25 protein-coding genes and 1 tRNA gene are annotated in these 23,366 nt (G+C 64.4%); 11 read left to right on the top strand and 15 right to left on the bottom strand.

The window, feature by feature from the left end; all coding sequences use genetic code 11:
• Positions 1-108: 108 nt before the first annotated feature.
• The gene (locus tag LU671_RS02555; protein ID WP_232854862.1) at positions 109-1,473 is read right to left on the bottom strand and encodes a GTPase/DUF3482 domain-containing protein; all 1,365 of its coding nucleotides are present in this window, start codon (positions 1,471-1,473) and stop codon (positions 109-111) included.
• The gene (locus tag LU671_RS02560; RefSeq protein WP_232854863.1) at positions 1,466-2,857 is read right to left on the bottom strand and encodes a DUF2868 domain-containing protein; all 1,392 of its coding nucleotides are present in this window, start codon (positions 2,855-2,857) and stop codon (positions 1,466-1,468) included. The genes LU671_RS02555 and LU671_RS02560 overlap by 8 nt, the downstream gene beginning before the upstream one ends.
• A gap of 54 nt (positions 2,858-2,911) precedes the next feature.
• Here LU671_RS02560 and LU671_RS02565 point away from each other — a divergent pair, with 54 nt between their 5' ends.
• The 4 genes from LU671_RS02565 to LU671_RS02580 all read left to right on the top strand — a co-directional run bounded on the left by LU671_RS02565 (position 2,912) and on the right by LU671_RS02580 (position 7,615).
• On the top strand, positions 2,912-3,430 hold the full coding sequence (locus LU671_RS02565) for a dihydrofolate reductase (RefSeq protein ID WP_110735414.1): 519 nt from the start codon (positions 2,912-2,914) through the stop codon (positions 3,428-3,430).
• Between the two features lie 154 nt (positions 3,431-3,584).
• On the top strand, positions 3,585-4,118 hold the full coding sequence (locus LU671_RS02570) for an RNA polymerase sigma factor (protein ID WP_232854864.1): 534 nt from the start codon (positions 3,585-3,587) through the stop codon (positions 4,116-4,118).
• The gene (locus LU671_RS02575) at positions 4,115-5,098 is read left to right on the top strand and encodes a FecR family protein (protein WP_232854865.1); all 984 of its coding nucleotides are present in this window, start codon (positions 4,115-4,117) and stop codon (positions 5,096-5,098) included. The genes LU671_RS02570 and LU671_RS02575 overlap by 4 nt, the downstream gene beginning before the upstream one ends.
• Before the next feature lie 120 nt (positions 5,099-5,218).
• Positions 5,219-7,615, top strand: a complete 2,397-nt coding sequence (locus LU671_RS02580; RefSeq protein WP_420713654.1) for a TonB-dependent siderophore receptor — start codon at positions 5,219-5,221, stop codon at positions 7,613-7,615.
• Positions 7,616-7,768: 153 nt separating this feature from the next.
• On the opposite strand, the gene LU671_RS02585 is transcribed toward LU671_RS02580, so the two are convergent.
• Entirely contained in the window at positions 7,769-9,160 is a 1,392-nt protein-coding gene (locus LU671_RS02585; RefSeq protein WP_232854866.1) for an L-cystine transporter, read from the bottom strand.
• Between the two features lie 247 nt (positions 9,161-9,407).
• On the opposite strand from LU671_RS02585, the gene LU671_RS02590 reads away from it, so the two are divergent.
• The 4 genes from LU671_RS02590 (at position 9,408) to LU671_RS02605 (ending at position 12,225) form a co-directional block, all read left to right on the top strand.
• Complete coding sequence (locus LU671_RS02590) at positions 9,408-10,463, top strand: haloacid dehalogenase-like hydrolase (RefSeq protein WP_232854867.1); 1,056 nt, start codon at positions 9,408-9,410, stop codon at positions 10,461-10,463.
• Between the two features lie 72 nt (positions 10,464-10,535).
• A complete protein-coding gene (locus LU671_RS02595; protein ID WP_232854868.1) occupies positions 10,536-11,081 on the top strand; it encodes a phosphonate degradation HD-domain oxygenase in 546 nt (181 codons plus the stop codon).
• A gap of 521 nt (positions 11,082-11,602) precedes the next feature.
• A complete protein-coding gene (locus LU671_RS02600; RefSeq protein ID WP_050703388.1) occupies positions 11,603-11,794 on the top strand; it encodes a type II toxin-antitoxin system HicA family toxin in 192 nt (63 codons plus the stop codon).
• Between the two features lie 17 nt (positions 11,795-11,811).
• Positions 11,812-12,225: a type II toxin-antitoxin system HicB family antitoxin gene (locus LU671_RS02605; protein ID WP_232854869.1), complete on the top strand. Its 414-nt coding sequence runs from the start codon at positions 11,812-11,814 to the stop codon at positions 12,223-12,225.
• A 94-nt stretch (positions 12,226-12,319) separates the two neighbouring features.
• Here LU671_RS02605 and LU671_RS02610 read toward each other — a convergent pair whose 3' ends face one another.
• From LU671_RS02610 to LU671_RS02640, 7 genes are all read right to left on the bottom strand, one after another.
• Positions 12,320-12,532, bottom strand: coding sequence for a DUF3079 domain-containing protein (locus tag LU671_RS02610; protein ID WP_232854870.1), 213 nt, complete (start codon positions 12,530-12,532; stop codon positions 12,320-12,322).
• Between the two features lie 77 nt (positions 12,533-12,609).
• Positions 12,610-13,755 carry a copper-containing nitrite reductase gene (nirK, locus tag LU671_RS02615; RefSeq protein WP_232854871.1) on the bottom strand — a complete coding sequence of 382 codons (1,146 nt, stop codon included), beginning with the start codon at positions 13,753-13,755 and terminating at the stop codon, positions 12,610-12,612.
• A 154-nt stretch (positions 13,756-13,909) separates the two neighbouring features.
• A tRNA-Thr gene (locus LU671_RS02620) sits at positions 13,910-13,985 on the bottom strand.
• Positions 13,986-14,083: 98 nt separating this feature from the next.
• On the bottom strand, positions 14,084-14,335 hold the full coding sequence (locus tag LU671_RS02625) for a hypothetical protein (RefSeq protein WP_028688480.1): 252 nt from the start codon (positions 14,333-14,335) through the stop codon (positions 14,084-14,086).
• 22 nt (positions 14,336-14,357) lie between these two features.
• Positions 14,358-14,744: a hypothetical protein gene (locus tag LU671_RS02630; protein WP_203648624.1), complete on the bottom strand. Its 387-nt coding sequence runs from the start codon at positions 14,742-14,744 to the stop codon at positions 14,358-14,360.
• A gap of 18 nt (positions 14,745-14,762) precedes the next feature.
• Entirely contained in the window at positions 14,763-14,969 is a 207-nt protein-coding gene (locus LU671_RS02635; protein ID WP_023629980.1) for a helix-turn-helix domain-containing protein, read from the bottom strand.
• A 9-nt stretch (positions 14,970-14,978) separates the two neighbouring features.
• Positions 14,979-15,557: a hypothetical protein gene (locus LU671_RS02640; RefSeq protein WP_203648623.1), complete on the bottom strand. Its 579-nt coding sequence runs from the start codon at positions 15,555-15,557 to the stop codon at positions 14,979-14,981.
• 527 nt (positions 15,558-16,084) lie between these two features.
• On the opposite strand from LU671_RS02640, the gene LU671_RS02645 reads away from it, so the two are divergent.
• Complete coding sequence (locus LU671_RS02645) at positions 16,085-16,444, top strand: multidrug/spermidine efflux SMR transporter subunit MdtJ (protein WP_028688477.1); 360 nt, start codon at positions 16,085-16,087, stop codon at positions 16,442-16,444.
• 14 nt (positions 16,445-16,458) lie between these two features.
• Positions 16,459-16,755, top strand: coding sequence for a multidrug/spermidine efflux SMR transporter subunit MdtI (gene mdtI, locus LU671_RS02650; protein WP_232854952.1), 297 nt, complete (start codon positions 16,459-16,461; stop codon positions 16,753-16,755).
• Positions 16,756-16,980: 225 nt separating this feature from the next.
• Here mdtI and LU671_RS02655 read toward each other — a convergent pair whose 3' ends face one another.
• The 5 genes from LU671_RS02655 to LU671_RS02675 form a co-directional block, all read right to left on the bottom strand.
• Positions 16,981-18,204, bottom strand: coding sequence for a methyltransferase (locus tag LU671_RS02655; protein WP_232854872.1), 1,224 nt, complete (start codon positions 18,202-18,204; stop codon positions 16,981-16,983).
• A gap of 94 nt (positions 18,205-18,298) precedes the next feature.
• Positions 18,299-18,988, bottom strand: coding sequence for an ABC transporter permease (locus LU671_RS02660; protein ID WP_232854873.1), 690 nt, complete (start codon positions 18,986-18,988; stop codon positions 18,299-18,301).
• Positions 18,989-19,681, bottom strand: coding sequence for an ABC transporter permease (locus tag LU671_RS02665; protein WP_203648618.1), 693 nt, complete (start codon positions 19,679-19,681; stop codon positions 18,989-18,991).
• Between the two features lie 57 nt (positions 19,682-19,738).
• A complete protein-coding gene (locus LU671_RS02670) occupies positions 19,739-20,500 on the bottom strand; it encodes an ABC transporter substrate-binding protein (RefSeq protein WP_110734354.1) in 762 nt (253 codons plus the stop codon).
• A 13-nt stretch (positions 20,501-20,513) separates the two neighbouring features.
• Entirely contained in the window at positions 20,514-21,287 is a 774-nt protein-coding gene (locus LU671_RS02675; RefSeq protein WP_203648616.1) for an ABC transporter ATP-binding protein, read from the bottom strand.
• Positions 21,288-21,893: 606 nt separating this feature from the next.
• Between LU671_RS02675 and gabP the strand changes: the two genes are divergently transcribed.
• A complete protein-coding gene (gene gabP, locus LU671_RS02680) occupies positions 21,894-23,279 on the top strand; it encodes a GABA permease (RefSeq protein WP_232854874.1) in 1,386 nt (461 codons plus the stop codon).
• The last annotated feature ends 87 nt before the right edge of the window (positions 23,280-23,366 follow it).

Consider the following 23,366-nt stretch of genomic DNA (forward strand, 5'->3'; position numbering starts at 1 on the left):
CTTATAACGTTGTTCCCTGCGCGACAGCGCAGCTTGAAGGGCTGGGTAATCTCCTACAAGGACGGTCCTGTACTGATCTGGTGGGAGCGGGCTGGCCCTGTGATCGGATTACAAGTCCGCCACCAGGGCTTCCAGTTGCTCCTGTCGCTCGGTTTGGCTGACTCGCGCCCCGGTATTGAGCGTGGACCACTGCGGATGCGCCCGGGCCTTGCGCAGCGCCTCGGGCAGCTTGCCCTCGCGCCAGCCCTTGTCGTCCGCGGGCGCCAGGCGAATGCTGTCCTGCGCTGCGTGGCCTCGCCCTTCCAGGGCGGTGATCAACTGCTGCTGACGCAACGCCAGCAGGCGCAGCACGGCGTCATCCACCGTCAACTCACGCTGGCCCTTGAGCTTGCCCATCAGGCGCGAGCCGTAGTTGCGCGCGGTCTGCAAGGCGCCGCCGGCGATGGCGCCCGCGAGCGCGGCGGCGCCCAGGGTCAGGCCGCCCACCAACAGGTCCACGCCCGCGCCCGCCGCGGCACCGGCCGCCACGCCGCTGCCCAGGCGCACGCCGAGCAGCTTCAGGGTCTCCGGGTTGAACAGGTCGTCGCCCCAGCGGCCGTCAAGCAGCGGCAGGTCACCGGCATTGGCGTCCTCGCGGCGGAACGCATAGAGCTTGAGCAGCGCCTCGACACAGCGCTGTTCGCGCTGGCGCACATCCCGGCGCAGGGCTTCGATGGCCCGCGCCTCGGCGGCAGGCTCCGCCTCTACGCTGCGCCGGCAGGCGGCGCAATCGAGCAGCAGCTCGGCGACCAGGCGCTTGCTGCTGTGGCGGCGGGCCAGGCGTTGGGCCTGTTGGTCGTCGATCAGCCGTTGCAGCGCCGGGCGGGCATCTTCCAGCAGCAGTCCCAGGCTTTCGTAGAGGCGGCGCTCGCCGTCCTCGGGTGGGGCCACGCTGTCGAAACGCACCAGCGCATGCAGGCCCAGGCGCGCCAAGGCCTCGCGCCATTCGGGCTCGCGGTGCTGGCTGCTGGCGACGAAGTTGAGCACCGGCAGCAGCGGCTTGCCGCAACCGGCCAGCACTTCCAGTTCGTCGCGGTACTTGGCCAGCACTGGTTCGCGGGCGTCGATCACATAGAGGCCGGCGTTGCTCGCCAGTAGCTGGCGCAGCACCTTGGCTTCCTGTTCGAAGCGCTGGCGCGCCTCGCTGCCCTGGAGGAAACGCTCCAGGCGGGCTGGGCCGTCCAGGCGCTCGCCCGGGCGTTCGAGGCGCTCCAGGTAGTCGAGCAGGGCGATGGCGTCTTCCAGGCCAGGGGTGTCGTACAGCTCCAGCAGCGGCTCGCCGTCCACCGACAGGCGTGCGCCTTCCACATGCCGGGTGGTGCTGGGGCGGTGCGAGACCTCGCCGAAGCCGACGTCGCGGGTGAGGGTGCGCAGCAGCGAGGTCTTGCCGACGTTGGTGTGGCCGACCACGGCCAGTTTCAGCGGCTCAGTCATGGCCATGCTCCAGCCAGGTCACGGGCGAGGTGTCGGCGTGGGTCAGGCCCAGGCGGTCGAGGGCCTCGTGCCAGTCGCCCAGGCGTGCCGCGTCCAGGGCCTGGCCCGGTTGCGCCTGCAGCAGCCAGATACGGGTGGCACCGGCATTGCGCGCCAGCTCGGCGAGCAACGCCAGGCTGCCGCGATCCGGCGAGCGGCGTGGGTCGCAGGCGATGGCCAGGCGCGCCGGGGGAAAGCGGCTCAGTTGCTCGAGCAGCTTGTTGCGCGATTCGCGGCTGTCGAGCACGCCGGCGTGGGTGACCGACCGAGGCAGGGTGGGTGGCCATGGGCGCTGGTCGTCCAGCTCCAGGCCGACCAGCAAGGCGCCGCTGCTGCCGCTTTCCAGCTGGCCTGCTTCGAAGCGCGGCAGGGCGTCGGGGGCGGGGTCCTGCACGCCGATGCGTTCGCTGCGCGGCATCAGCGCGTCGCGCAGTTGGGCGTAGCCGGGCAGGTCGAGGTCCAGCGCCAGCCGCTCGCGGCCCTGGCGCCAGCGCCACAGGCACAGCGCGGCCAGCGCCAGGCGCGGCAGCAGGCCGTAGACCAGGACCACGCCAAGTAGCCAGCTGGCCCAGGCCTGGCGTGCCAGATCAAGTGCCGGCAGGGTGTCGCCGCTGGCGCGGATCATGGTTTCGTCCGGCACGGCAAAGCCGAGCAGCGAGGGCAGGGCGCCAAGGGCCTGGGTCAGGCTGATGAAGGGTTCTGCGGCGAGCAGCGTGGTTTCCCAGACGAACCCGTAGCGTCGGGTCGCCAGCAGGGCCAGGAGCATGCCCAGCGCGGCGAGCATCGCCAGCAGCCACAGGCCATGCACCAGCAGGCCGAGCAACCAGCGGTTCAGGCGCTGGCGCTGCAACAGCACCAGCAGCGCCGGGGCCAGTTGCGCGGCCTTGGCGTCACGGGCCAGGCGCTCGCTCAGCCACAGCCACAGGCGGCCCAGCGCTGCGCCTTGCTCGCCGGCGAAAAAGAAGCCCACGGCCCAGCCGAAGAGCAGTATGAGGTTAAGCCCAAGCAAGCTGCCCAAGGCCCAGAATACGTTCACCGGGCGCTGCCCGTCGCCCAGGGCCGCCAGGCCCAGGCCGGCGCCGCTGAGCACGGCCAGGACCATCAGCGCCAGCAACGCCAGGCGCGCGCCCTGCTTCCAGTGGCGCAGTGCCGTGTCCATACCGTCGCGTTCGGCCAGCCACAGGGCGCGGGCCTCGATGCGGGTAGCGAGGTCGCCGCCTTGCTGGCGGGCGCGACGGTTGGCTTCCTGGTCCTCCAGGGGACCGGCGTGTTCCTCGCGCAGGCGTATTGCTTCGGTTAGCCAGCGCTTGTCGAGTGGAGTCGGTGCCGTCACAAGCTCTTCCATTGCACAGGTCAGGGGAGAAGCATAACCCACGCGCCCGGTGCTATCCTCGCCGGCATGAACACATCACTCCCCCTCAGCCTGATCGCGGCGCTCGCCGAGAACCGTGTGATCGGCATCGACAACTCCATGCCCTGGCACCTGCCGGGGGATTTCAAGTACTTCAAGGCCACCACCCTGGGCAAGCCGATCATCATGGGGCGCAAGACCTGGGATTCGCTGGGCCGGCCGCTGCCGGGGCGGTTGAATATCGTCGTCAGCCGTCAGTCCGGGCTGCAACTGGAAGGTGCCGAGGTGTTCGCTTCGCTGGAGGAAGCCCTGGTGCGCGCCGAGCAGTGGGCGCGGGAGCAGGGCGTCGGCGAGCTGATGCTGATCGGTGGCGCGCAGCTGTATGGGCAGGCGCTGGATAAAGGGCTGGTGAGCCGGATGTACCTGACCCGGGTGGAGCTGTCGCCGGAGGGCGATGCCTGGTTCCCAGCGTTCGATCGCGGACAGTGGCAACTGAGCTCGAGTGAGCCGCAACCTGCCGAGGGGCAGGGGCCGGTTTATCACTTCGAAGTCTGGGACAAGGTCTGAAAACCTGGGGCTGCTGCGCAGCCCATCGCGGGGCAAGCCCGCTCCTACAGGTTTGCGCTGGGCGGCCGTGGTGAAGCGCGGTAGTTACAATTGCGAACAAATATCATCTTCTGCTAGCGTTCGCTCCTCTTGAGACTCAGAGCCAGGATGTGCCGTGTCTTCGTGGAACAAGCAGATCGCCCGGTTGTTCACCGAGCACAAGAAGGCCCTCGAGGCGTTCGTTGCACGGCGCACCGGCAGCACCCAGGTGGCCGCCGACCTGACCCAGGAGTCCTTCCTGCGTCTGGCGCGGCTGCCCGCCGACAAGCAGATCGACAACCTGCCGGCCTTCCTCTTCACGATTGCCAGCAACCTGGTGCGCGATCATCAGCGCCAGGCCATTCGCCGCGAGCGCCTGGATGGCGGCGAGCCCAGCGAGGAGCTGGCCAGTGACACACCCGGTGCCGAAGACCAGCTGGCCGCGCAGCAGGAACAGGCGCTGATGCAGGCGGCGATCCAGGCGCTACCCGAGGCGACCCGGCACATCTTCCTGCTCTATCATGTTGACGGTTGCACCTACCGCGAGATCGGCGAGCGCCTGCAGGTCACGCCACGCAGCGTCGAGTACCAGCTGCGGCGGGCGTTGCTCGACTGCCGTGCCTTCATCCAGGCTCGGCTGGCCGGTGACGCGAGGGGGCAACGTCCATGAGCCGTCATCCCGAGAGTGCGACCGATCCCATGAGCGACCTGCCCGAAAGCGAGCGCCTGTTCGCCGAAGCCACGGCCTGGTATTACCGCCTGCACGCCGAGGACGTCACCCTGGCCGAACGCCAGGCGTTCGCCGTCTGGCGGGCGCAGGGGCAGGCTCATGCCAAGGCCTGGGAGGAAGTGCTCGACCTGCTGGGCGCCCTGCAAGCCCCGGCCAGGCGCCTGCGCGAGCAGCAGCAGACCGCCTGGCGTGCTCCCCGGCGGCGCACTTGGCCCAAGCTGGCGAGTGCTGCCGCGGCCGTGCTGCTGCTGGGAGTTCTGGTCGTCCAAACACCCTGGCCAGACCGCTGGCGCGCCGATTACGCCACCACCACTGGCGAGACGCGCAGCTTGCAGCTGGAGGACGGCTCGCGGATCCAGCTCAACACCGACAGCGCCCTGCAGGTCGAGCTGGCTGCGGACGAGCGGCGTGTCCGTTTGTTGCGCGGCGAGGCCTGGTTCGAGGTGACCCGCGACCCGGCCCGGCCGTTCGTGGTGCGGGCCGGCGAGGGCTGGGTGCGGGTGGTCGGCACGCGTTTCAGCGTCGCCGAGGCGGATGGACAGACCCGTGTGCAACTGGCCCAGGGCAAGGTCGAGGTCCGTGCCGGCGCCGGCCAGGGCGTGTTCCTCGAGCCCGGGCAGGCGGTGGAGTACACGGCCAGCGGGCCGGGTGTGGTGCATGGCTTCGAGCCTGGACGGGCTTTCGCCTGGCGTGAGCGGCAACTGGTGTTCAGCCAGCAGCCTTTGGGCGCAGTGGTTGCCGAGCTCAACCGCTACTGGCCCGGGCAGACCCTGGTGCTGGGCGACGGCCTGCGCCAGCGCAAGGTTTCCGGGGTGTTCGACATCGACAAGCCGGATGCCGTGCTCAAGGCCCTGACCCACACCTTGGGCGTGCGCGCCGAACAGTACACGGCCTACCTGCGCATCCTTCGTGAAGGCTGACTGAAAATATTTTCGGGGATTCCCGCTCGACCGACGTCCTTGATTTCGTAGGCGCAAATAATAAGCACTCTCAGACAGTGCCGCGCCAGTCGATGACTTGAACGATCTCGGGGAGCCTCACTGATGAAAACCACCGCCACTCGGGCCGTGCTCGGCCTTGCCATCGCGCTTGGCAGCACCGCGCTGCCCGGACCTGGACAGGCCCAGGCCCAGGCCGCCGCCCAGGCGCAGGTCTACCGTTTCGACATTCCGGCGCAGTCGCTGGACTCGGCCCTGGCGGCCTTCAGTGCGGTCACACGGATCCAGGTCCTGGTACCGGGCGAATTCACCCAGGGTCTGCGCTCATCGGGGCTGAGCGGCAGTTATCCACAGGACCAGGCGCTGGCCCGCCTGCTTCAGGGCACCGGCCTGAGCGCCGCCTACATCGACGGTGACAGCGTCACCCTGGAGCGCCAGCGCACCTCGGGCGACAACCCACTGCAACTGGGTGCGGTGAAGATCGACAGCAGCCAGCTGGGCGCCACCACCGAAGGTTCGGGTTCCTACACCACGGGTGCGCTGACCATCGGCAAGGGCGAGCAGAAGCTCAAGGATATCCCGCAGTCGGTCTCGGTGATGACCCGCCAACGCCTGGACGACCAGAACATGAACAGCCTGCAAGATGCCATGCGGCAGGTGACCGGCACCACGATCAAGAGCTACAACACCGGCTCCAACCTCAATGACGTGTACATGCGCGGCTTCCCGGTCGACATGGTGCAGGTCGATGGTGTCACCCAGCCCACCGGGCAGGGCGACATGGCCACGGCCTTCGACCTGGCGATGTACGACCGTGTCGAAGTGCTGCGCGGGCCGTCCGGCCTGTACCAGGGCGCGGGCGAGCCCGGCGGGACCATCAACCTGGTGCGCAAGCGGGCGCTGGGGCAGTTCGCCCTGTCCGGCGAGCTGTCGGCGGGCACCTATGACCGCTACCACTCCACGGTGGATGTCACCGGGCCGCTGAACAGCGACGGCAGCCTGCGCGGGCGCTTCATCACCGCCTACGAGAACAACCAGGCCTTCGTCGACTACGCCCAGAACGAGCGCCCGATGATGTACGGGCGCCTGGAATACGACCTGTCACCGGCCACCACCCTGACCCTGGGCGGCGCCTACCAGCGCAACAAGTCGGTGCCCGCGTTCGGCCTGCCGGCCTACGACAGCGGCAAGCTGCTCGACGTCAAGCGCTCGACCTTCGTCGACGCCAAGTGGAACGAACTGGACGAGCGGGTCTGGGAAAGCTTCTTCGAGGTCGATCATGCGCTGGACGACGGCGGCCAGTTCAAGACTTCGTTGACCTACCGCGACGCCGAGACGCCAACGCGCGACTTCACCTGGACCGATGGTTCGGTGAACCCCGAGACCGGTGCCAGCTCGGCGGTGGCCTACAACTACTACACCCACATCAAGACCCTGGGCCTGGACAGCTTCGTGACGCGACCGTTCGAGGCGTTCGGGCGCACCCACGAGCTGACGGTGGGTGCCGACTACCAGCATGTGGACAAGGATTTCCGCTACGGTGGCCGGGAGTGGTTCGACATCAACGTGTTCGACCCGGGCAGCATCGACATCCCCAGGATCGATTACGTGATGGACAACGGCAACTCGTCCAAGTCGAACCAGTACGGGCTGTATGCTCGTACCAAGGTCAGTGCCAACGACTGGCTGGACGTGATCCTCGGCAGCCGGGTGATCTGGTTCGACAGCGATGGCCACAACGCCAACCCGTTCTTCAACGAATTCTCCGACCCACACAGTAGCGTTCGGCGCAAGGTGATCCCCTACGGTGCGCTGGTCGCCAAGCTCACCCCAGAGCTGTCGGCGTATGCCAGCTACACGACCGTCTACAAGCCGCAGACGCAGATGGCCGGCGGCAACAGCACGGTGGAGCCGCGCGAGGGCAAGCAGTACGAGCTGGGCCTGAAGCGGGAGTTCTTCGACGGTCGCCTGAACGGCAGTGTGTCGGTGTTTCGCATCTACGACGAGAATCGCGCCCAGCAGATCGGCCAGACGCCGTTCTACGAGGCCCAGGCCAAGGTGCGCAGCCAGGGTTGGGAAACCGAGCTGTCCGGCAACCTGACCGACAACTGGAGCGTCAGCACCGGCTACGCCTTCACCCGCCTGGAGTCGGGGCGCCAGGCCGACTATCAGGGCATCAGCATCACGCCCAAGCACAACTTCAACGTGTGGACGCGCTATGCGTTCGCCGATGGGCCGCTGGAAGGGTTCAGTGTCGGTGGCGGCGTGCGGGTGGTCAGTTCCACCTACTACACGCGCAATGGCGTGGACTTCGTCCAGGGCGGCTACAGCGTGGCCACGGCGCAGGTGGGGTATCGCTTCAACAAGCATCTGTCGGCGACGCTGACCGCCAACAACCTGTTCGACCGGGTGTACTACGAGCGCGTGGACAGTGCGTGGGGCTCGAACTTCTATGGCGAGCCGCGCAACTTCACGTTGTCGTTGCGGGCGGCGTACTGAGCCTGAATCGCCGGGGCTGCTTTGCAGCCCTTTCCGGCCGGTCCGCCGCCTCGGCGAGGCCGCTCCTACAGGGATCGCATACCCCCTGTAGGAGCGGCCTCGCCGAGGCGTCGGACCGGCCGGAAAGGGGCGCAAAGCGCCCCCGACAATATCTCAGGAGTGACTCAGTTCCGCATGCTCGTCGCCGGCCAGCACCTGCTGGTCGGTCTGCTTGAGCAACTGGCTGGTAACCACCCCCGCCATCATCGAGCCATTCACGTTCAGCGCCGTACGCCCCATGTCGATCAGCGGCTCCACCGAGATCAGCAAGGCCACCAGCTCCACCGGCAAGCCCATGGCCGGCAGCACGATCAGCGCGGCGAAAGTCGCCCCGCCACCCACGCCGGCCACACCGGCCGAACTCAGGGTGACGATGGCCACCAGAGTGGCGATCCACAGCGGGTCGAAGGTATTGATGCCCACGGCCGGGGCAACCATCACCGCAAGCATCGCCGGGTACAGCCCGGCGCAGCCGTTCTGGCCGATGGTCGCGCCGAACGAGGCGCTGAAGCTGGCGATCGACTGCGGCACGCCCAGGCGCTGCGTCTGCGCCTCGATGTTCAGCGGAATGCTGGCGGCGCTGGAGCGGCTGGTGAAGGCGAAGGTCAGCACCGGCCATACCTTGCGCAGGAAGCGCAGGGGGCTGACGCCGGTCAGCGCCAGGATCACCCCGTGGACCACGAACATCAGGCCCAGACCGATGTACGACACCACCACGAAGCTGCCCAGCTTGAGGATGTCCTCGAGGTTGGAGCTGGCCACCACCTTGGTCATCAAGGCCAGCACGCCATAGGGGGTGAGCTTCATCACCAGGCGCACCAGGCGCATCACCCAGGCCTGCAGCACATCGATGGCCGACAGGGCGCGCTCGCCCTTGTCCTTGTCGTCCTTGATCAGCTGCAGCGCGGCCAGGCCCAGGAACACGGCGAAGATCACCACGCTGATGATCGAGGTCGGCTTGGCCCGGGCCAGGTCGCCCACCGGGTTGGTCGGGATGAATGACAGCAGCAGTTGCGGGATGTTGAGGTCGGCGACCTTGCCCGCGTAGTCGTTGTGGATGGCTTGCAGGCGGGCGCTTTCCTGGGCACCGGCCACCAGCCCTTCGGCATTGAGGCCGAACAGGTTGGTCAGGACGATGCCGATCAGCGCGGCGATGGCGGTGGTCAGCAGCAGGGCGCCAATGCTCAGCACGCTGATCCGGCCCAGGCTCGAGGCGTTGTGCAGGCGCGCCACGGCGCTGAGGATCGAGGCGAAGATCAGCGGCATGACGATCATCTGCAGCAGGCCGACATAGCCGTTACCGACCAGGTCGAGCCAGCCGAGGGTAGCCTTGAGCACCGGGTGGCCGGCGCCATAGATCGTGTGCAGGACCAGGCCGAACACCACGCCCAGCACCAGGCCCAACAGCACTTTCTTGGCCAGGCTCCAGTCGGTGCGGCGGGTTTGCGCCAGGCCCAGCAGCAGGGCCAGGAACGCCAGCAGGTTGAGTGACAGCGGCAGGTTCATTGAAGCTCCAGGAAAAGGCGGAAGAGGCATCGCCTCTGTGAGCGATTACGAACGGAAATGCTAACAGCCTGAAAACAAACGAATTTATACCTAAAAGTAATTTGCATAGTCGTTTATGGAATAACGTCTGGTCGTTTTTGGCAATGAACATGACGTTTGCGGTTGTCTCGGGGTCGCTCACGCATGCCTGTTTGTCACAAATCAGGTCTAGGGTTGAGCGGCCACGTCTTTTGGAGAACCGCACATGATGTCTGCTCCGAGAATCCTTGCCGGCGGCCTGGCCCTGTTGCTGAGCGCCAGCAGCTGGGCGGCCACCGAGCTCAAGCATTGGCCGGCCGAGGCCGCGCAGAAGCTCGACGCGATGATTGCCGCCAACGCCAACAAGGGTAACTACGCGGTGTTCGACATGGACAACACCAGCTACCGCTTCGACCTCGAGGAAGCGCTGCTGCCGTTCATGGAGAACAAGGGCCTGCTGAGCCGCGACAAGCTCGACCCCTCGCTCAAGTTGATCCCGTTCAAGGACACCGCCGAGCACAAGGAGAGCCTGTTCAGCTACTACTACCGCCTGTGCGAACTCGACGACATGGTCTGCTACCCCTGGGTGGCCCAGGTGTTCTCGGGCTTCACCCTCAAGGAGCTGAAGCAGCAGGTCGACGAGCTGATGGCCTCGGGCAAGCCGATCCCCAGCACCTATTTCGAGGGGGATCAGGTCAAGACCATCGAGGTGCAACCGCCCAAGGTGTTCACCGGCCAGGCCGAGCTGTACAACAAGCTGATGGAGAACGGCATCGAGGTCTATGTGATTTCCGCGGCCTCCGAAGAGCTGGTGCGCATGGTCGCCGCCGATCCCAAGTACGGCTACAACGTCAAACCGCAGAACGTGATCGGCGTGAGCCTGCTGCTCAAGGACCGCGCCAGTGGCCAGCTGACCACGGCGCGCAAGCAGATCACTGCCGGGCAGTACGATCCCAAGGCCAATGAAGGCCTGGAACTGACCCCGTACCTGTGGACCCCGGCCACCTGGATGGCCGGCAAGCAGGCGGCCATCCTCACTTACATCGATGAGTGGAAGAAGCCGGTGCTGGTGGGCGGCGATACCCCGACCAGCGATGGTTACATGCAATTCCATGGTGTGGATGTGGGCAAAGGCGGCATCCACCTGTGGATAAATCGCAAGGCCAAGTACATGGACCAGTTGAACGGCATGATCGCCAAGAACGCGGCGGCCCAGGCCAGGGAAGGGTTGCCGGTTACCGCGGACAAGAACTGGGTGATCGTGACGCCGGAGCAGATTCAGTAACAAGTCGTCATGGCCCTGTCGCGGGGCTTGCCCCGCGATAGCGACAGACCAGGTCAGTCAGGATTAGGCACAATGCCCACACCCACCCAGATCATCAGCGACACCTTCGCCCTCTACGAGCGCCACGGCAGTGCCGATTACATCGGCGAAGCCATCACCCAGATCGAGCACATGTCCCAGGCCGCCCAGTTGGCCATGCAGGAGGGCTACGACGACGAAGTGGTCCTCGCCGCCTTCTTCCACGACATCGGCCACCTGTGCGAGGGCGAGGACATGGGCGGCTATGGCATCGTCAGCCATGAACGTATCGGTGCCGAGTACCTGCGCCGCTGCGGCTTCAGCGAGCGACTGGCGCGGCTGGTGCAGTATCACGTCGAGGCCAAGCGCTACCTGACCTTGCGCCAGCCCGGTTACTACGATCGCCTGAGCGAGGCCAGCCGGCGCACGCTGGCGTACCAGGGCGGGGTGATGAGCGACAGCGAAGCCGATGCTTTCGAGGCCGATCCTCTATTCCGGGTGAGTCTGCGCCTGCGCGAGTGGGACGAGATGGCGAAGCTGACCGGGGTGCCGGTGATGGATCTGGAGGTGCTGAAGAGTAAGGCTTTGGCGGTACTTTGATCGATTCGTTGTTTTCAAGGTGTTCGGCGTTAGAGTTGCAGCGCCTATCAGATCGAGTGCCGCCCGCGCGGCGCATCGCGGCACAAGGCCGCTCCTACATCTGTTTCGGGCCAGTCAATCCTGTGCCATTACCTGGTCCGCCTTGTTGCTCCGACGCGGTCTCAGCGTGGACACCCCACCTGTCTCAAGACATGCACCAAGGCAGGCAACCATGGCCTGACAGGTTCGGCACGTTGCAACAAATGTAGGAGCGGCCTTGTGCCGCGATGCGCCGCGCGGGCGGCGCTCGATCTGATAGGCGCTGCAAGGGTAACGGCAGACACCTGAAGGCCCTCGCTCGGTCAAAGACCCTGAAAGGCTTGGCCGCAAGATCCCGCATCACTTCTCCAGATGCTCATGCTGTGCCTCTTACCATACTTCCCTTCCTGGCAGCCCACTCGTCGCAATAGTGGGTATGGTGTTGATAAACGCCGCTCGGTGGTTATACTAACCACCGAGCGGCCAGCCCAAGGAATGGGTTCATGAACAGCCGTGAAATGATTTCAGTGATCGAGGCGGATGGCTGGTACCTGGTGCGTTCGAAAGGCAGCCACCATCACTTCAAGCATCCCGAAAAGCCAGGCCTGGTCACCATCCCGCACCCAAAGAAAGACCTGCTGCCGGCCACTGCGGCCAGCATCCTGCGCCAGGCGCGGATCGGCTATGCCAGTTGACGAGGAGACCCATCACCATGTTGTTTCCCATTGCGATTCTCCCCGGTGACGATCAACACGCCTGGGGTGTTGAAGTCCCTGACATCCCGGGCTGTTTCTCGGCCGGCGAAGACCTCGACAACGCCATCGCCATGGCCCGCGAAGCCATCGAAGGCCACCTCGAACTGCTGGCCCAGGACCAGCAGGAGATCCCCAAGGCCAGCCTGGTCAGCGTGCACGCGGCCAATCCGGCTTATGTTGGCTGTACCTGGGCGCTGATCGATATCGACATTACTCGTTACCTGGGCAAGGCCGAGAAACTCAACATCACGCTGCCGGCTTACCTGCTCACCCGCATCGACTCGTACGTGCAGAACCATCCGGAGCACAAGAGCCGTTCGGGTTTCCTGGCCGAGGCGGCGCTCAGGATCCTGCAGGGTGATTGCAAGTGACCAGGCAATCGCGTCCAGCGGCAGTCGCACGCTGATTCGCAATTCGCCACCTTGCCGTATTTCCAGTTTCAGTCCGATTGAAATCGGTAGGACATCAACCTGTGTTCGATTGCCGATCCGGGTGGATGTCGAGTGGCTTGTCGAGGCGATCATCGAGTTGGTTCCAATCCTCCCCGAACAACTCCACCGGATGCATGGTCCGGTCTGCGCCGTTGCCGCACGCCAGCGCCTTGGCCGGGCAGTACAGGTCGCAGCCCCAGCAGATCCGTTCGGGATGGCTAGGGTTGCTGGGAAATCGCTTGGCCATGTCTCCCTCCATGAAGTGAATGCCTGCGCTCAGGCTATGCCGCGCATGGCCAAGGGGCTTGATCGGGATCAATGCCGCTAGCTGATCGGCCCGGGCGCCTGCACCTGTTTCATCAGGTCGTCGTTCCACTGACCCTCGACCTGCACATGCGCGGCGGCGCCGAGCATCACTGCTTCGATCAGGTTGTGGTTGAGGTAGGTGTACAGCCCGGGCTGGCGGAAGGTGTACAGCGCCGCGCCCGCCGCGCCGCCGGGGATGAACCAGGTCTCCAGGTTGCGTTGCGGCGGGTTGGCGAACTTGCCCGAGGCCCAGACATAGTCGCCATGGCCGCCGATCAGGTGCGGGCGAGTGTCGCGGTTGGCCTGGGAATGGACGATCAGCACAGTCTCGCCGACCTTTGCGGTGAGCGCCTGCTTGCCGGTCAGGGCACCGACGCTGCCGTTGAACACCACATGGCTGGGCACCAGCCCTTTCATCAGCTGGCTCATGTCGCCGAAGCTGGCCATGGGGTTGGCGTAGCGCTTGTACTTGCCGTCCTTGTCGCGGGGGATGTAGTAGTCCTGCTCGCCGATGTACCAGACCTTGTCGTAGCGCAACGGCCGGCCCTCTGGGTCTTTCAGGCCGTCGCGGGGCAGGACCATGATCGCGCCGTTCATGCCGCACACCACATGCCAGGGAATCATCGCCCCGCCCGGTGCGCAGTGATACACGAACACCCCGGCACGGTCGGCTTTGAAGCGCAGCTTCACCTGCTCGCCGGGCTTCACGTGGGTCAGCTCGCCGCCGCCGAGGGCGCCGGTGGAGGCGTGGAAGTCGATGTTGTGCATCATGCTGTTGCTGGCCGGGTTGACCAGGGTGAGCTCCACGTAGTCGCCCTCGTGCACCACCATCAGCGGGCCGGGTACCGAGCCGTTGAAAGTCATGGCGTGGATGTAGGCGCCGGCGGTGTCGATAGCCAGCTCCTTCTCTTCGATGACCATGCGGAACTCGACGATCCGAGGCTTGCCCTCGGCGCGTTGGGTATGGGCGTGGACTTGCGGCGGCGCCACCAGCTCGACACTGACACGCTCCAGTTTCGCTAGGTCAACCGCCGGGTCCTGGCCCGGTACGGCGGTCGCGGCCTTTGCCAGGCCGCTGCCAAGCGCCGAGGCGCCGACGCCCAGCAACACGGTACCGGCCAGCATGCCACGCCGGGTCAGGGACACGCCTTCTTGCTCATTCATGGGACTTCTCCTTAAGTCGACGAAAGCCGTCGGGCACAGGAATAGCCGCTTTGAATGTAGGGTTTATTGAGGGAGAACAAGAAGTGGAGAGGGTGGGCAATGTGTCGCAGGGGCTGAAACGAAAAAGCCCCGACATTCGTCGAGGCTTTGAGGATGGTGCCGGCACCAGGAATCGAACCCGGGACCTACTGATTACAAGTCAGTTGCTCTACCATCTGAGCTATACCGGCACAGGGGCGTCATTATAGCGATGGATTTGCCGCTGTAAACCACTTCGTTGCATCCATCGCACATTCCCCTAAGTCACCGCGCACAAAGGAGAAATTTCCTACCAGCCGCGGTGGATGGAGTTGACGCTTGGCTCGGGCTGGCCCGGGTTGAAGAACAGCTTGCCATTGTCGCAGCCGCGCTTGCGGCAGCTGCCGTCGGCGTTGTGCAGGGGCAGGCCGCGGTCGCCGCCCAGTTGCATGCCGGGCATGTTCCAGTTCAGCGGGGCGGGCTTGCTCGAAGGCGTGCCGCTGGCGCAGCCGGTCATGGCCAGGGCGAGGGTCAGCAGGGCGAAAGGCTTGGTGTGTTTCACGATGTTCGAGTCCGTTCCGGGATCAGTCTTTGTTCAGGATGCGCTGGATGGTGCCGCCGCAGGCCATGTAGCAGGAGTCGTAGTCATTGCCGCAACTGTAGCTGCTCCCCGTGTGGAAGGGGTAGCTCGGGTAGTGGCAACTGTGACGCGCTTCCTTCTTGCTCTTGCCGTTCTGGCAGTACTGGTAGGCCCTCATCTCGGCCTGGTACAGCGCACGTTCGCTGTTCTCCTGCAGGCGCGCCATCTGCTGGCAGTGGTTGCGCTCCGTCGAACAGCTGTTGATGCAATTCATGCCATGCGCGCTGGGCGGTGGCGAGTATCTATAGGTGTAGCTCGGGCCGCAGCCGGCCAGGGCCAAGGCCAGGCAGGCCAGCACGAGGGCGGCCAAACTGTTGTGGAAAAGTGCCATGGGTGTTGCAGTCCTTGATCATTCGTCGCTGAACTCCAGCAGATCGCCGGGCTGGCAGTTCAGGGCGCGACACAGCTTCTCCAGGGTCTCGATCTTGAAACCCTTGATCTTGCCGTTTTTCAGCAGCGACAGGTTCGCTTCCGTGATACCGATGATTTCCGCCAGGTCCTTGGAACGCATCTTGTTCCGGGCCATGACGACGTCGAGGCGGATGATTATCGGCATAGGAAGCAGTCAGACATAACAGTTGTGTTCATCGCTGATGGTCTTGGCGTCACGCATGAGCAGCGAGAAGGCACACAGCAGGATGCCTTTCATGATCTCGTAGACAGCCTGCGATGATACACCGATCGAGAAGCTGAAGCTCCTTTCGCCGGCCGGCAGGTCGATGGCCAGGGCCAGGCCCTGCAAGGTATAGGTCACCGGCCACAGCAACGGGGTGAAGATGCACAGCAGGCCGACCCACCAGAGCAGCTTGATATTGTCCGAGGTCCAGGTCTGGCCACGGGACAGCCGATGGAAGAACAGGCCGGTCAGGCAGAGGGCGATGACGGAAATCATCGTCGGGATCATGTCCACCACCAATACCAGGCCGATGGCCAGGGGGGATGCCTGGTAGCCGGGTTCCAGCAGCAGGGGCATCTGGTCGCCGTAGGCTTGCAGGTAGCCGTTGAGCATGTCGGGGAAATCGAAAATAAAAAGCAACGGGGTGATCGTCAGCTCGACGATCGCGGTTGTCCACGCCAGGTAGGCGGCGAATGCGCCGATGGTGCGTAGGCGCGAACGCGCATAGGCCACGGATCTACTGTTCATGGGGTGCCTCCGTACAGTGATGAACGGGGCGGATTATTCTTGAATAATTATCGTAAAACAATAATTAATTTTGTTATTTGGCCTGTGGCGACGGTTTGTCGCAGGAGGAGGGAGTAGGCATGGCACCGGCCTTGCCGGTGATCGCGGGGCTAGCCCGCTCCCACGCTGAGGAAGCTTGCCTACGCTATAGAGCAGTCGCAGGGTCATCCCTATAGGAACGACTGTGGGGAATATAATTTACGAAGCTTTCAGCAGGCTTTAAGAGGATAAATCTGGAGGCACGCAATTTTTCGCGAGAAATATTTAGTCTTAGCCTATCGTTTTGACTTAATCGATCAGCTAAGCTAATCTTGTGTTCATTATGTTGAACAGTAAAGCTTTCAAGCTCCTCTCTTCCTCCCGCCTGGTTTCCCGTGAGCGTCACTGGACCGGCGACCTCTAGCGCCACCCTCCCTCTACAGCCGTAAACGTCTCTGTCTGGTGCCGATGCCTGTGCGCTCGGCTGCTGTCGCCCATGGGAGGGCATCATGCGTTCCTGGATCTACCTGATCGTCGCCATCACCTTCGAGGTGATCGGCACGGCGTCGATGAAACTCGCCGCCACCCATTTCCCCGTGCTGGGGCATGCCGTCATGTACGTCATGATCTGTCTGTCGTATTTCTTCCTGGCCCTGGCGGTCAAGCGTGTGCCGGTGGGTGTCGCCTACGCGCTGTGGGAGGGGTTCGGTATCGTGCTGATCACCTTGATCAGCGTGCTCTGGCTCGGCGAAAGCCTGGGCTGGACCAAGGCCCTGGGTCTGGCGGTGATGATCGCCGGCATCCTGCTGGTCAAGGCCGGCACCCGGGCCAAGGCCGTCGAACGTGAAGGGGAGGCCGTGCCATGCTGATGCCATTTGCCTAGCTGGGCCTGGCCATTGTGCTGGAAGTCCTGGCCAACCTGCTGCTCAAGTATTCCGACGGTTTCCGTCGCAAGGGCCTGGGCGTGGCCTCGATCCTCTGCGTGCTGGCGGCGTTCACCGCGCTGGCCCAGGCGGTCAAGGACATCGACCTGTCGCTGGCCTACGCGATCTGGGGTGGCTTCGGCATTCTCGCCACCGTAGCCATGGGTTGGGCCCTGTTCGGTCAGCGCCTGTCCGGGCGCGGCTGGCTCGGCCTGGTGCTGCTGCTGGTAGGCATGAGCTTGCTCAAACTGGCTTGACAACACCCCCGCCAAAGCGCTTGGCCGAATGGTTTATGCACAATGGGCATTGGCCGCTTGCGCGAAAGGCATGCCGGCCAGCGCTACCATCGGTCTTTGCGCAAAGTCCTGTTTTTACTGGCTTTGACGCCCATGGTGGAATAAGCAAAGCAGCGCAAATAGCCTCTGGATCCAAGATTTGGTGATTTTCATCACAAGCTTGTTCACAGAGTTATCCACAGGCTGTCAACCGTGCTGCGGCGCTGTGTCACGCTCGCCTAGCAGCAGCAGGTTGCGGGGCGTCAGCGGGTAATCGCAGAACACCCCGACACGCACCACGTAGCCTTGCTCCTGAAGGAACAGGGCGCGGTCGAGCACCAGCCACATTTCCAGGGGGCGGCGGAACAGATTGCGAACCAGCTCGAGGTTACGCACCTCGGCCAGGCGTCGCTGGCCTGCGGCTTCCAGGGTGGCCCAGTCGGGGTTGCCGTTGATCGTGACCTGCTTGAGTTCGGCCAGGTCGCGGCAGTACTGCTCGAAGGGTTTTGCCAGCCAGCTGACCGGCAGCGATGGCGTGGGCAGGTAGCCGTCGATGCCACGTTGCTGGCGCTGCAAGAGGTCGAAGCCCAGGCGGCGGGCCATTGAGGTGTCGCGCTGGCGGCGGGTGCGCAGGCTGGAGGTGACCGCCTCGCTCAGCGGCAGGCCCAGGTCTTCCTGGGTCAAGGCTAGCGCCGAGGCCCGGGCGGCGCCGGAGAGTGGCTGATAGGCCTTGCCCTGGATGCGGTTGTAGCAGCAGGGCGCAACGGCGATCTGCCGGCAACCCTGCTGGCTTGCCAGCTCTATGAGCCGGACATGCAGGTCGCCGCAGGCGTGCAGGGCGACCGCGCTCTTGTCGCCGTTCAGGTGGCGGGCGCTGTCGGCGGCCATGACGTCCTGGTGTACGTGGGTGGCGGGCAGGTGGTGATGCTCGCTCAGGGCCTTGCCGGCGCTGACCAGTTCAGCGTCGTACTCCAGGCAGGTCAGTTGCTGGTCGGTCTGCAACAGGCGACGGCCCAGGTGGCCTTTGCCGGAACACCAGTCGAGCCAGTGCCGGGCGGGTTGGCTGAACGCCAGGCGACGGCTGAAGGCTTCGATCTGCTGCCACTTGCGGCCGGGGACACCGACATCGAGGCGGTGGCCGGCGGGATGCAGGCCGGCATCGGGCAGCTCGCCGACGGCGGACAGCTGCGCGGCTTCGGCGGCCAGTTGTGGGAAGGGGGGCGGGGCCTCCGAGGTTTCGGAGGATTCAGCTTGCTCGAGGGTGCGTTGGCGCAGCCAATGGGACAGTTGCGGGTGCTGGTCTTCCCACGCCAGGCGCAGGTGGGTGAACGGGCGTGGGTGCCACAGGGGCTGGTGGCGGGTGAGGAAGCGGTCGAGGGCCTGGAAGCGCTCGAGGAGCTGGTTGGTTTGCAGGTAGGGTGTTGAGGTCATTCGGGCACCGGGGTGCTAGCGAGAGGGGCTGCTGTGCAGCCCATCGCGGCACAAGGCCGCTCCTACAGAGAGGGGGCCGCGTGCGGCCCCGGGTTCAACGTCCCTGGCAGGCATCCACGCGCAGCCAGCGCTCCAGCACCTTGAAGCCCTGCACCAGCACGAACGAGATCAGCAGGTAGAACACCCCGGCGGCAAAGAAGATCTCCACCGGCAGGTAGGTCCGGGCAATGATGGTCCGCGCCATGCCGGTCAGTTCCAGCAGCGTCACGGTACTGGCCAGGGCGCTGGCCTTGAGCATCAGGATCACTTCGTTGCTGTAGGCCGGCAGGCCGATGCGCGTGGCGCGCGGCAGCATGATGTACAGCAGCGTCTTGCCCCGCGACATGCCCAGCGCCCGGGCCGCCTCGATCTCGCCCTTGGGGATCGCCTGCAGGGCGCCGCGCAGGATCTCGGCGATATAGGCGGCAGTATGCAGGGTCATGGTCAGCACCGTGCACCAGAACGGATCGCGCAGGTACGGCCACAGCGAACTGTTGCGCACTGCGTCGAACTGGGCCAGGCCGTAGTAGACCAGGAACAGCTGCACCAGCAGCGGTGTGCCGCGGAAGAAGAAGATGTAGCCGTAGGGCAGGGCGCGCACGTACCAGTGCCGCGAAGAGCGCGCCACACCCAGCGGAATGGCCAGGATCAGGCCGGCGATGACGGCGATGGCCACCAGCTCCAGGGTCAGGGTCGCGCCCTGGGCCAGGCGTGGCAGCCACTTGATGATGACTTCCCAGTTCATTTACTCGGCCCTCATGAAGCCGCGAGCGGCGCGCTTTTCCAGGAAGTGCATGCCGATCATCGCGATGATGGTCAGGCCCAGGTAGATGCAGGCGGCGACCGCGTAGAAGGTGAACGGCTCCTTGCTCACGGTCACGCCGATCTGTGCATGGCGCATGATTTCTTCAAGGCCGATCACCGACACCAGCGCGGTGTCCTTCATCAGGATCATGAACAGGTTGCCCAGGCCCGGCAGGGCGATGCGCCACATCTGCGGGAGGATGATCCGCGAGAGGATGCGACCCTTGGACAGGCCCAGTGCCAGGCCCGCTTCACGGTGTCCCTTGGGGATGGCCAGGATCGCGCCGCGGAACACTTCCGTGGCGTAGGCGCCGAAGCACAGGCCGAGGGCGATCACCCCGGCGGTGAAGGCGCTGAGCTCCAGGCCCGGCATGTTCAGCAGCTCGCCCAGGCTGTTCATCAGTCCGACGGTGCCGAAGTAGATGAGCAGCACCCAGAGCAGTTCGGGTACGCCGCGCACCAGTGTGGAATAAGTGCCGCCAAGCCATTGCAAGGGCTTGACCGGCGAGGTCTTGGCCAGGGCGCCGAGCAGGCCCAGGACCAGCCCCAGCAGCAAGGCGCAGAGCGCCAGTTTTACGGTCATCAGGGTACCGGCCATCATGGCCGGGCCGAATCCGTGCAGGTCGATATTCATGGGTAAGTTTGTTCAAGGGACAGGCATCGCCAGGGCGGCGATGCCTGTCGGGGCGAATCAATAGATGCTGAACGGGAAGTACTTGTCGTTGATCTTCTTGTAGGTGCCGTCGGCGACAATTTCCTTCAGTGCGGCGTTGAGCTTGTTGCGCAGCTCATTGTCGCCTTTGCGCACGGCAATGCCGACCTTATCGCTTTCGTTCACCGGGTCGCCTTTGAACTCGTAGTTCTTGCCGGCTTCGGATTTCAGCCAGTCGTAGTTGGCGTACTTGTCGGCGAGGATGGCATCGACGCGGCCGGAGGTGAGGTCGAGGTAGGCATTTTCCTGGCCATCATACAGGTTGACCTTGAACTCGCCGTCCATGCCGCCGTTATCGTCCAGCCAGGTAGCCGCCTGGGTGGCGCGCTGGGTGCCGATGGTCTTGCCCTTGAGCGAAGCGCGGTCGGTCTTGAAGTCGACGTTTTTCGGTGCGATGAACTGCTGCTTGTTCGAGTAGTAGGGGTCGGTGAAGTCGACGGCCTGCTTGCGTTCGTCGGTGATCGACAGCGAGGAGATGATGAAGTCGGACTTCTTGGCGTTCAGCGCCGGGATGATGCCGTCCCAGTCGGAGACGGCCACTTCGCATTCGACCTTCATCTTGGCGCACAGGGCGTCACCGATATCCTTGTCGAAGCCGACCACCTGGCCGCTGGCATCCTTGTTGTTGAAGGGCGGGTAGGCCGCCTCGATGCCCATTTTCAGTTTCTCGGCTGCCATGGCATTGGCCGAGAACACCAGGGTGGCGGCAGCGGCCAGGAGGAATTTCTTGTAGGTCTGCATTCGTGTTGCTCCGTTAGCGGTGGCTGGACATGAATTGCTTGCAACGCGCCGAGGTCGGGTTCTCGAAGACCTGCTGCGGCGATCCCTGCTCTTCGACCAGGCCCTGGTGCAGGAAGACCACTTCACTGGACACCTGGCGGGCAAAGTTCATCTCGTGCGTCACCAGCAGCATGGTACGGCCTTCTTCGGCCAATGCGCGGATGACGTTAAGCACTTCCTGGACCATTTCCGGATCGAGCGCCGAGGTCGGCTCGTCGAACAGGATGACCTTGGGCTTCATGGCCAGGGTACGGGCGATGGCGGCACGCTGTTGCTGGCCACCGGAAAGCTGGGCGGGGTAGCTGTGGCGCTTGTCGAAGATGCCGACCTTGTTCAGCAGCGCCTCGGCGTGCTCGGTGGCCTCGGCCTTGCTCTGGCCGAGCACGCGGCGCGGCGCCTCGATGATGTTGTCGAGGATCGACATGTGCGGCCACAGGTTGAAATTCTGGAAGACGAAGCCGATCTCGCTGCGCAGGCGGTTGATCTGGCGGTTGTCGGCGGCGATCAGGTCGCCGTTTTTCTGCGCCTTGAGTTTGAGGGACTCGCCGGCGACGATGATTTCGCCCTGGTGCGGGTTCTCCAGCAGGTTGATGCAGCGCAGCAGGGTGGACTTGCCAGAGCCGGATGAGCCGAGGATGGAGATCACGTCACCGTCGCGCGCGGTCAGCGAAATGCCCTTGAGAATTTCCTGCTCGCCATAGCGTTTGTGCAGGTTGCGGATTTCCAGCGCGGGCGTGGCCTGGGCCATGTGCGGTCCTCATGTGTTCGGGTGCGTTCCCAGCTGTTGGCGGCCTTCCTGGCGAGCGCCACGCTAGCATAGCGGCGCAACGGCGGCCAACCGGGTCGCGGGGGGCTCGGGTCGCTGGTGGGACAGTTTGTCGCATCGCTGCAGTGGACTGTCGCTAGGATATCCGCATTGGCGTTCTGCCCAGCACCGGAGCTTTGATGAAAAAAGGCGCGATGGTGCCAGCTTTGTTCCTATCTGGGAAGCCGTTTTTGGCCGGGTGGCACTGTGTCGCGGGTTATGCGGGTTCGAGGTTGCGCCTTGAGGTTGCGCTTTGCCGTGTCCTGAATTTGTGCCCAGGTGTTACCGAGGGGCACCTTTGGTGCGTTTGTAAGTGGGTATTTCAGTAATCCCAACTTGGCATGGGGATTTGACGACCTTTCGGTCAAAGCTTGGCACAATGCCCTGCAAGCCGCGTCGTTCTTGGTTACAGAAACATTTCAGACGAAAGCCATTCTCAGCTGGCCCGCTTATTGCCATCCCGAAACCACTGAATGCAGCGACGCCCACTCACACCCCGGCGCGCTGGCCAGTCATTCGTGTAGTCCACCTCCTTACAAAGGTAGTTTTATGAGCGGTAACAATTCCAATGACCTCGCTCAGGGGCTCAAGCAACGGCATGTGACCATGCTGTCGATTGCCGGCGTGATCGGCGCCGGCCTGTTCGTCGGCTCCGGCCATGCCATCGCTGCCGCCGGCCCTGCCGTGCTGCTGGCCTACGCCGCCGCCGGTACCCTGGTGGTACTGGTGATGCGCATGCTCGGCGAAATGGCGGTTGCCTCGCCCGACACCGGGTCCTTCTCCACCTATGCCGACCGCGCCATCGGGCGCTGGGCTGGCTTCACCATCGGTTGGCTGTACTGGTGGTTCTGGGTCCTGGTGATCCCGCTGGAGGCCAACGCCGCCGCCGCCATCCTGCATGCCTGGTTCCCGTCGGTGGACCTGTGGGCGTTTTCCCTGATCATCACCCTGGCGCTGACCGTCACCAACCTGTTCAGCGTGAAGAACTACGGTGAGTTCGAGTTCTGGTTCGCCCTGCTCAAGGTGCTGGCGATCATCGGCTTCATCGTCGTCGGCTGCGCGGCCATGTTCGGCATGGTGCCGAGCAGCCAGGTCAGCGGCATCAGCCACCTGTTCGATACCCAGGGCTTCATGCCCAACGGCCTGGGCGCGGTGCTGGCCGCGATGCTGACCACCATGTTCTCGTTCATGGGCACCGAGATCGTCACCATCGCCGCCGCCGAGTCGAAAGGCCCGGGCCGCCAGATCAGCAAGGCCACCAACTCGGTGATCTGGCGTATCTGCCTGTTCTACCTGGTGTCGATCTTCCTGGTCGTGGCCATGGTGCCGTGGAACGATCCGACCCTCGCCGAGAAAGGCTCCTACCAGACTGTCCTCAGCCTGATCGGCGTGCCGAATGCCAAGCTGATCGTCGATATCGTCGTGCTGGTCGCGGTGACCAGTTGCCTGAACTCGGCGCTGTACACCTCCTCGCGCATGCTGTTCTCCCTGAGCAAGCGTGGCGACGCCCCGGCCATCGCCCAGCGCACCACCAAGGCGGGCACCCCGCACTGGGCCGTGCTGCTCTCCACCGCCGCGGCCTTCCTGTGCGTGTTCGCCAACTTCCTGGCCCCGGCCGCGGTGTTCGAGTTCCTGCTGGCCAGCTCCGGCGCCATCGCCCTGCTGGTGTACCTGGTGATCGCCGTGTCGCAACTGCGCATGCGTGCCCAGCGTGAAGCCAAGGGCGAGAAGATCTCGTTCAAGATGTGGATGTTCCCGGGCCTGACCTGGGCGACCATCGCCTTCATCATTGCCATCCTGGTGGTGATGGCGCTGCGTGAGGATCACCGTGCCGAGATCATCGCCACGGCCATCCTGAGCATTGGTGTGGTGGCGGCTGGCCTGCTGCTGCACCGCAAGCGTGGTGCTGCTGCGCGGGTGGCGCTGGATAGCTGATCCGCTGGTGTGAAATGCAAAGGCCGCGTCCTGTGAGGGGCGCGGCCTTTTTGTTTGCCTGTGAGGCCCGCTCCCACAGGGATCTCA

Source organism: Pseudomonas sp. NMI760_13 (genome assembly GCF_021283245.1).
Taxonomy (GTDB): Bacteria; Pseudomonadota; Gammaproteobacteria; order Pseudomonadales; family Pseudomonadaceae; genus Aquipseudomonas; species Aquipseudomonas peradeniyensis.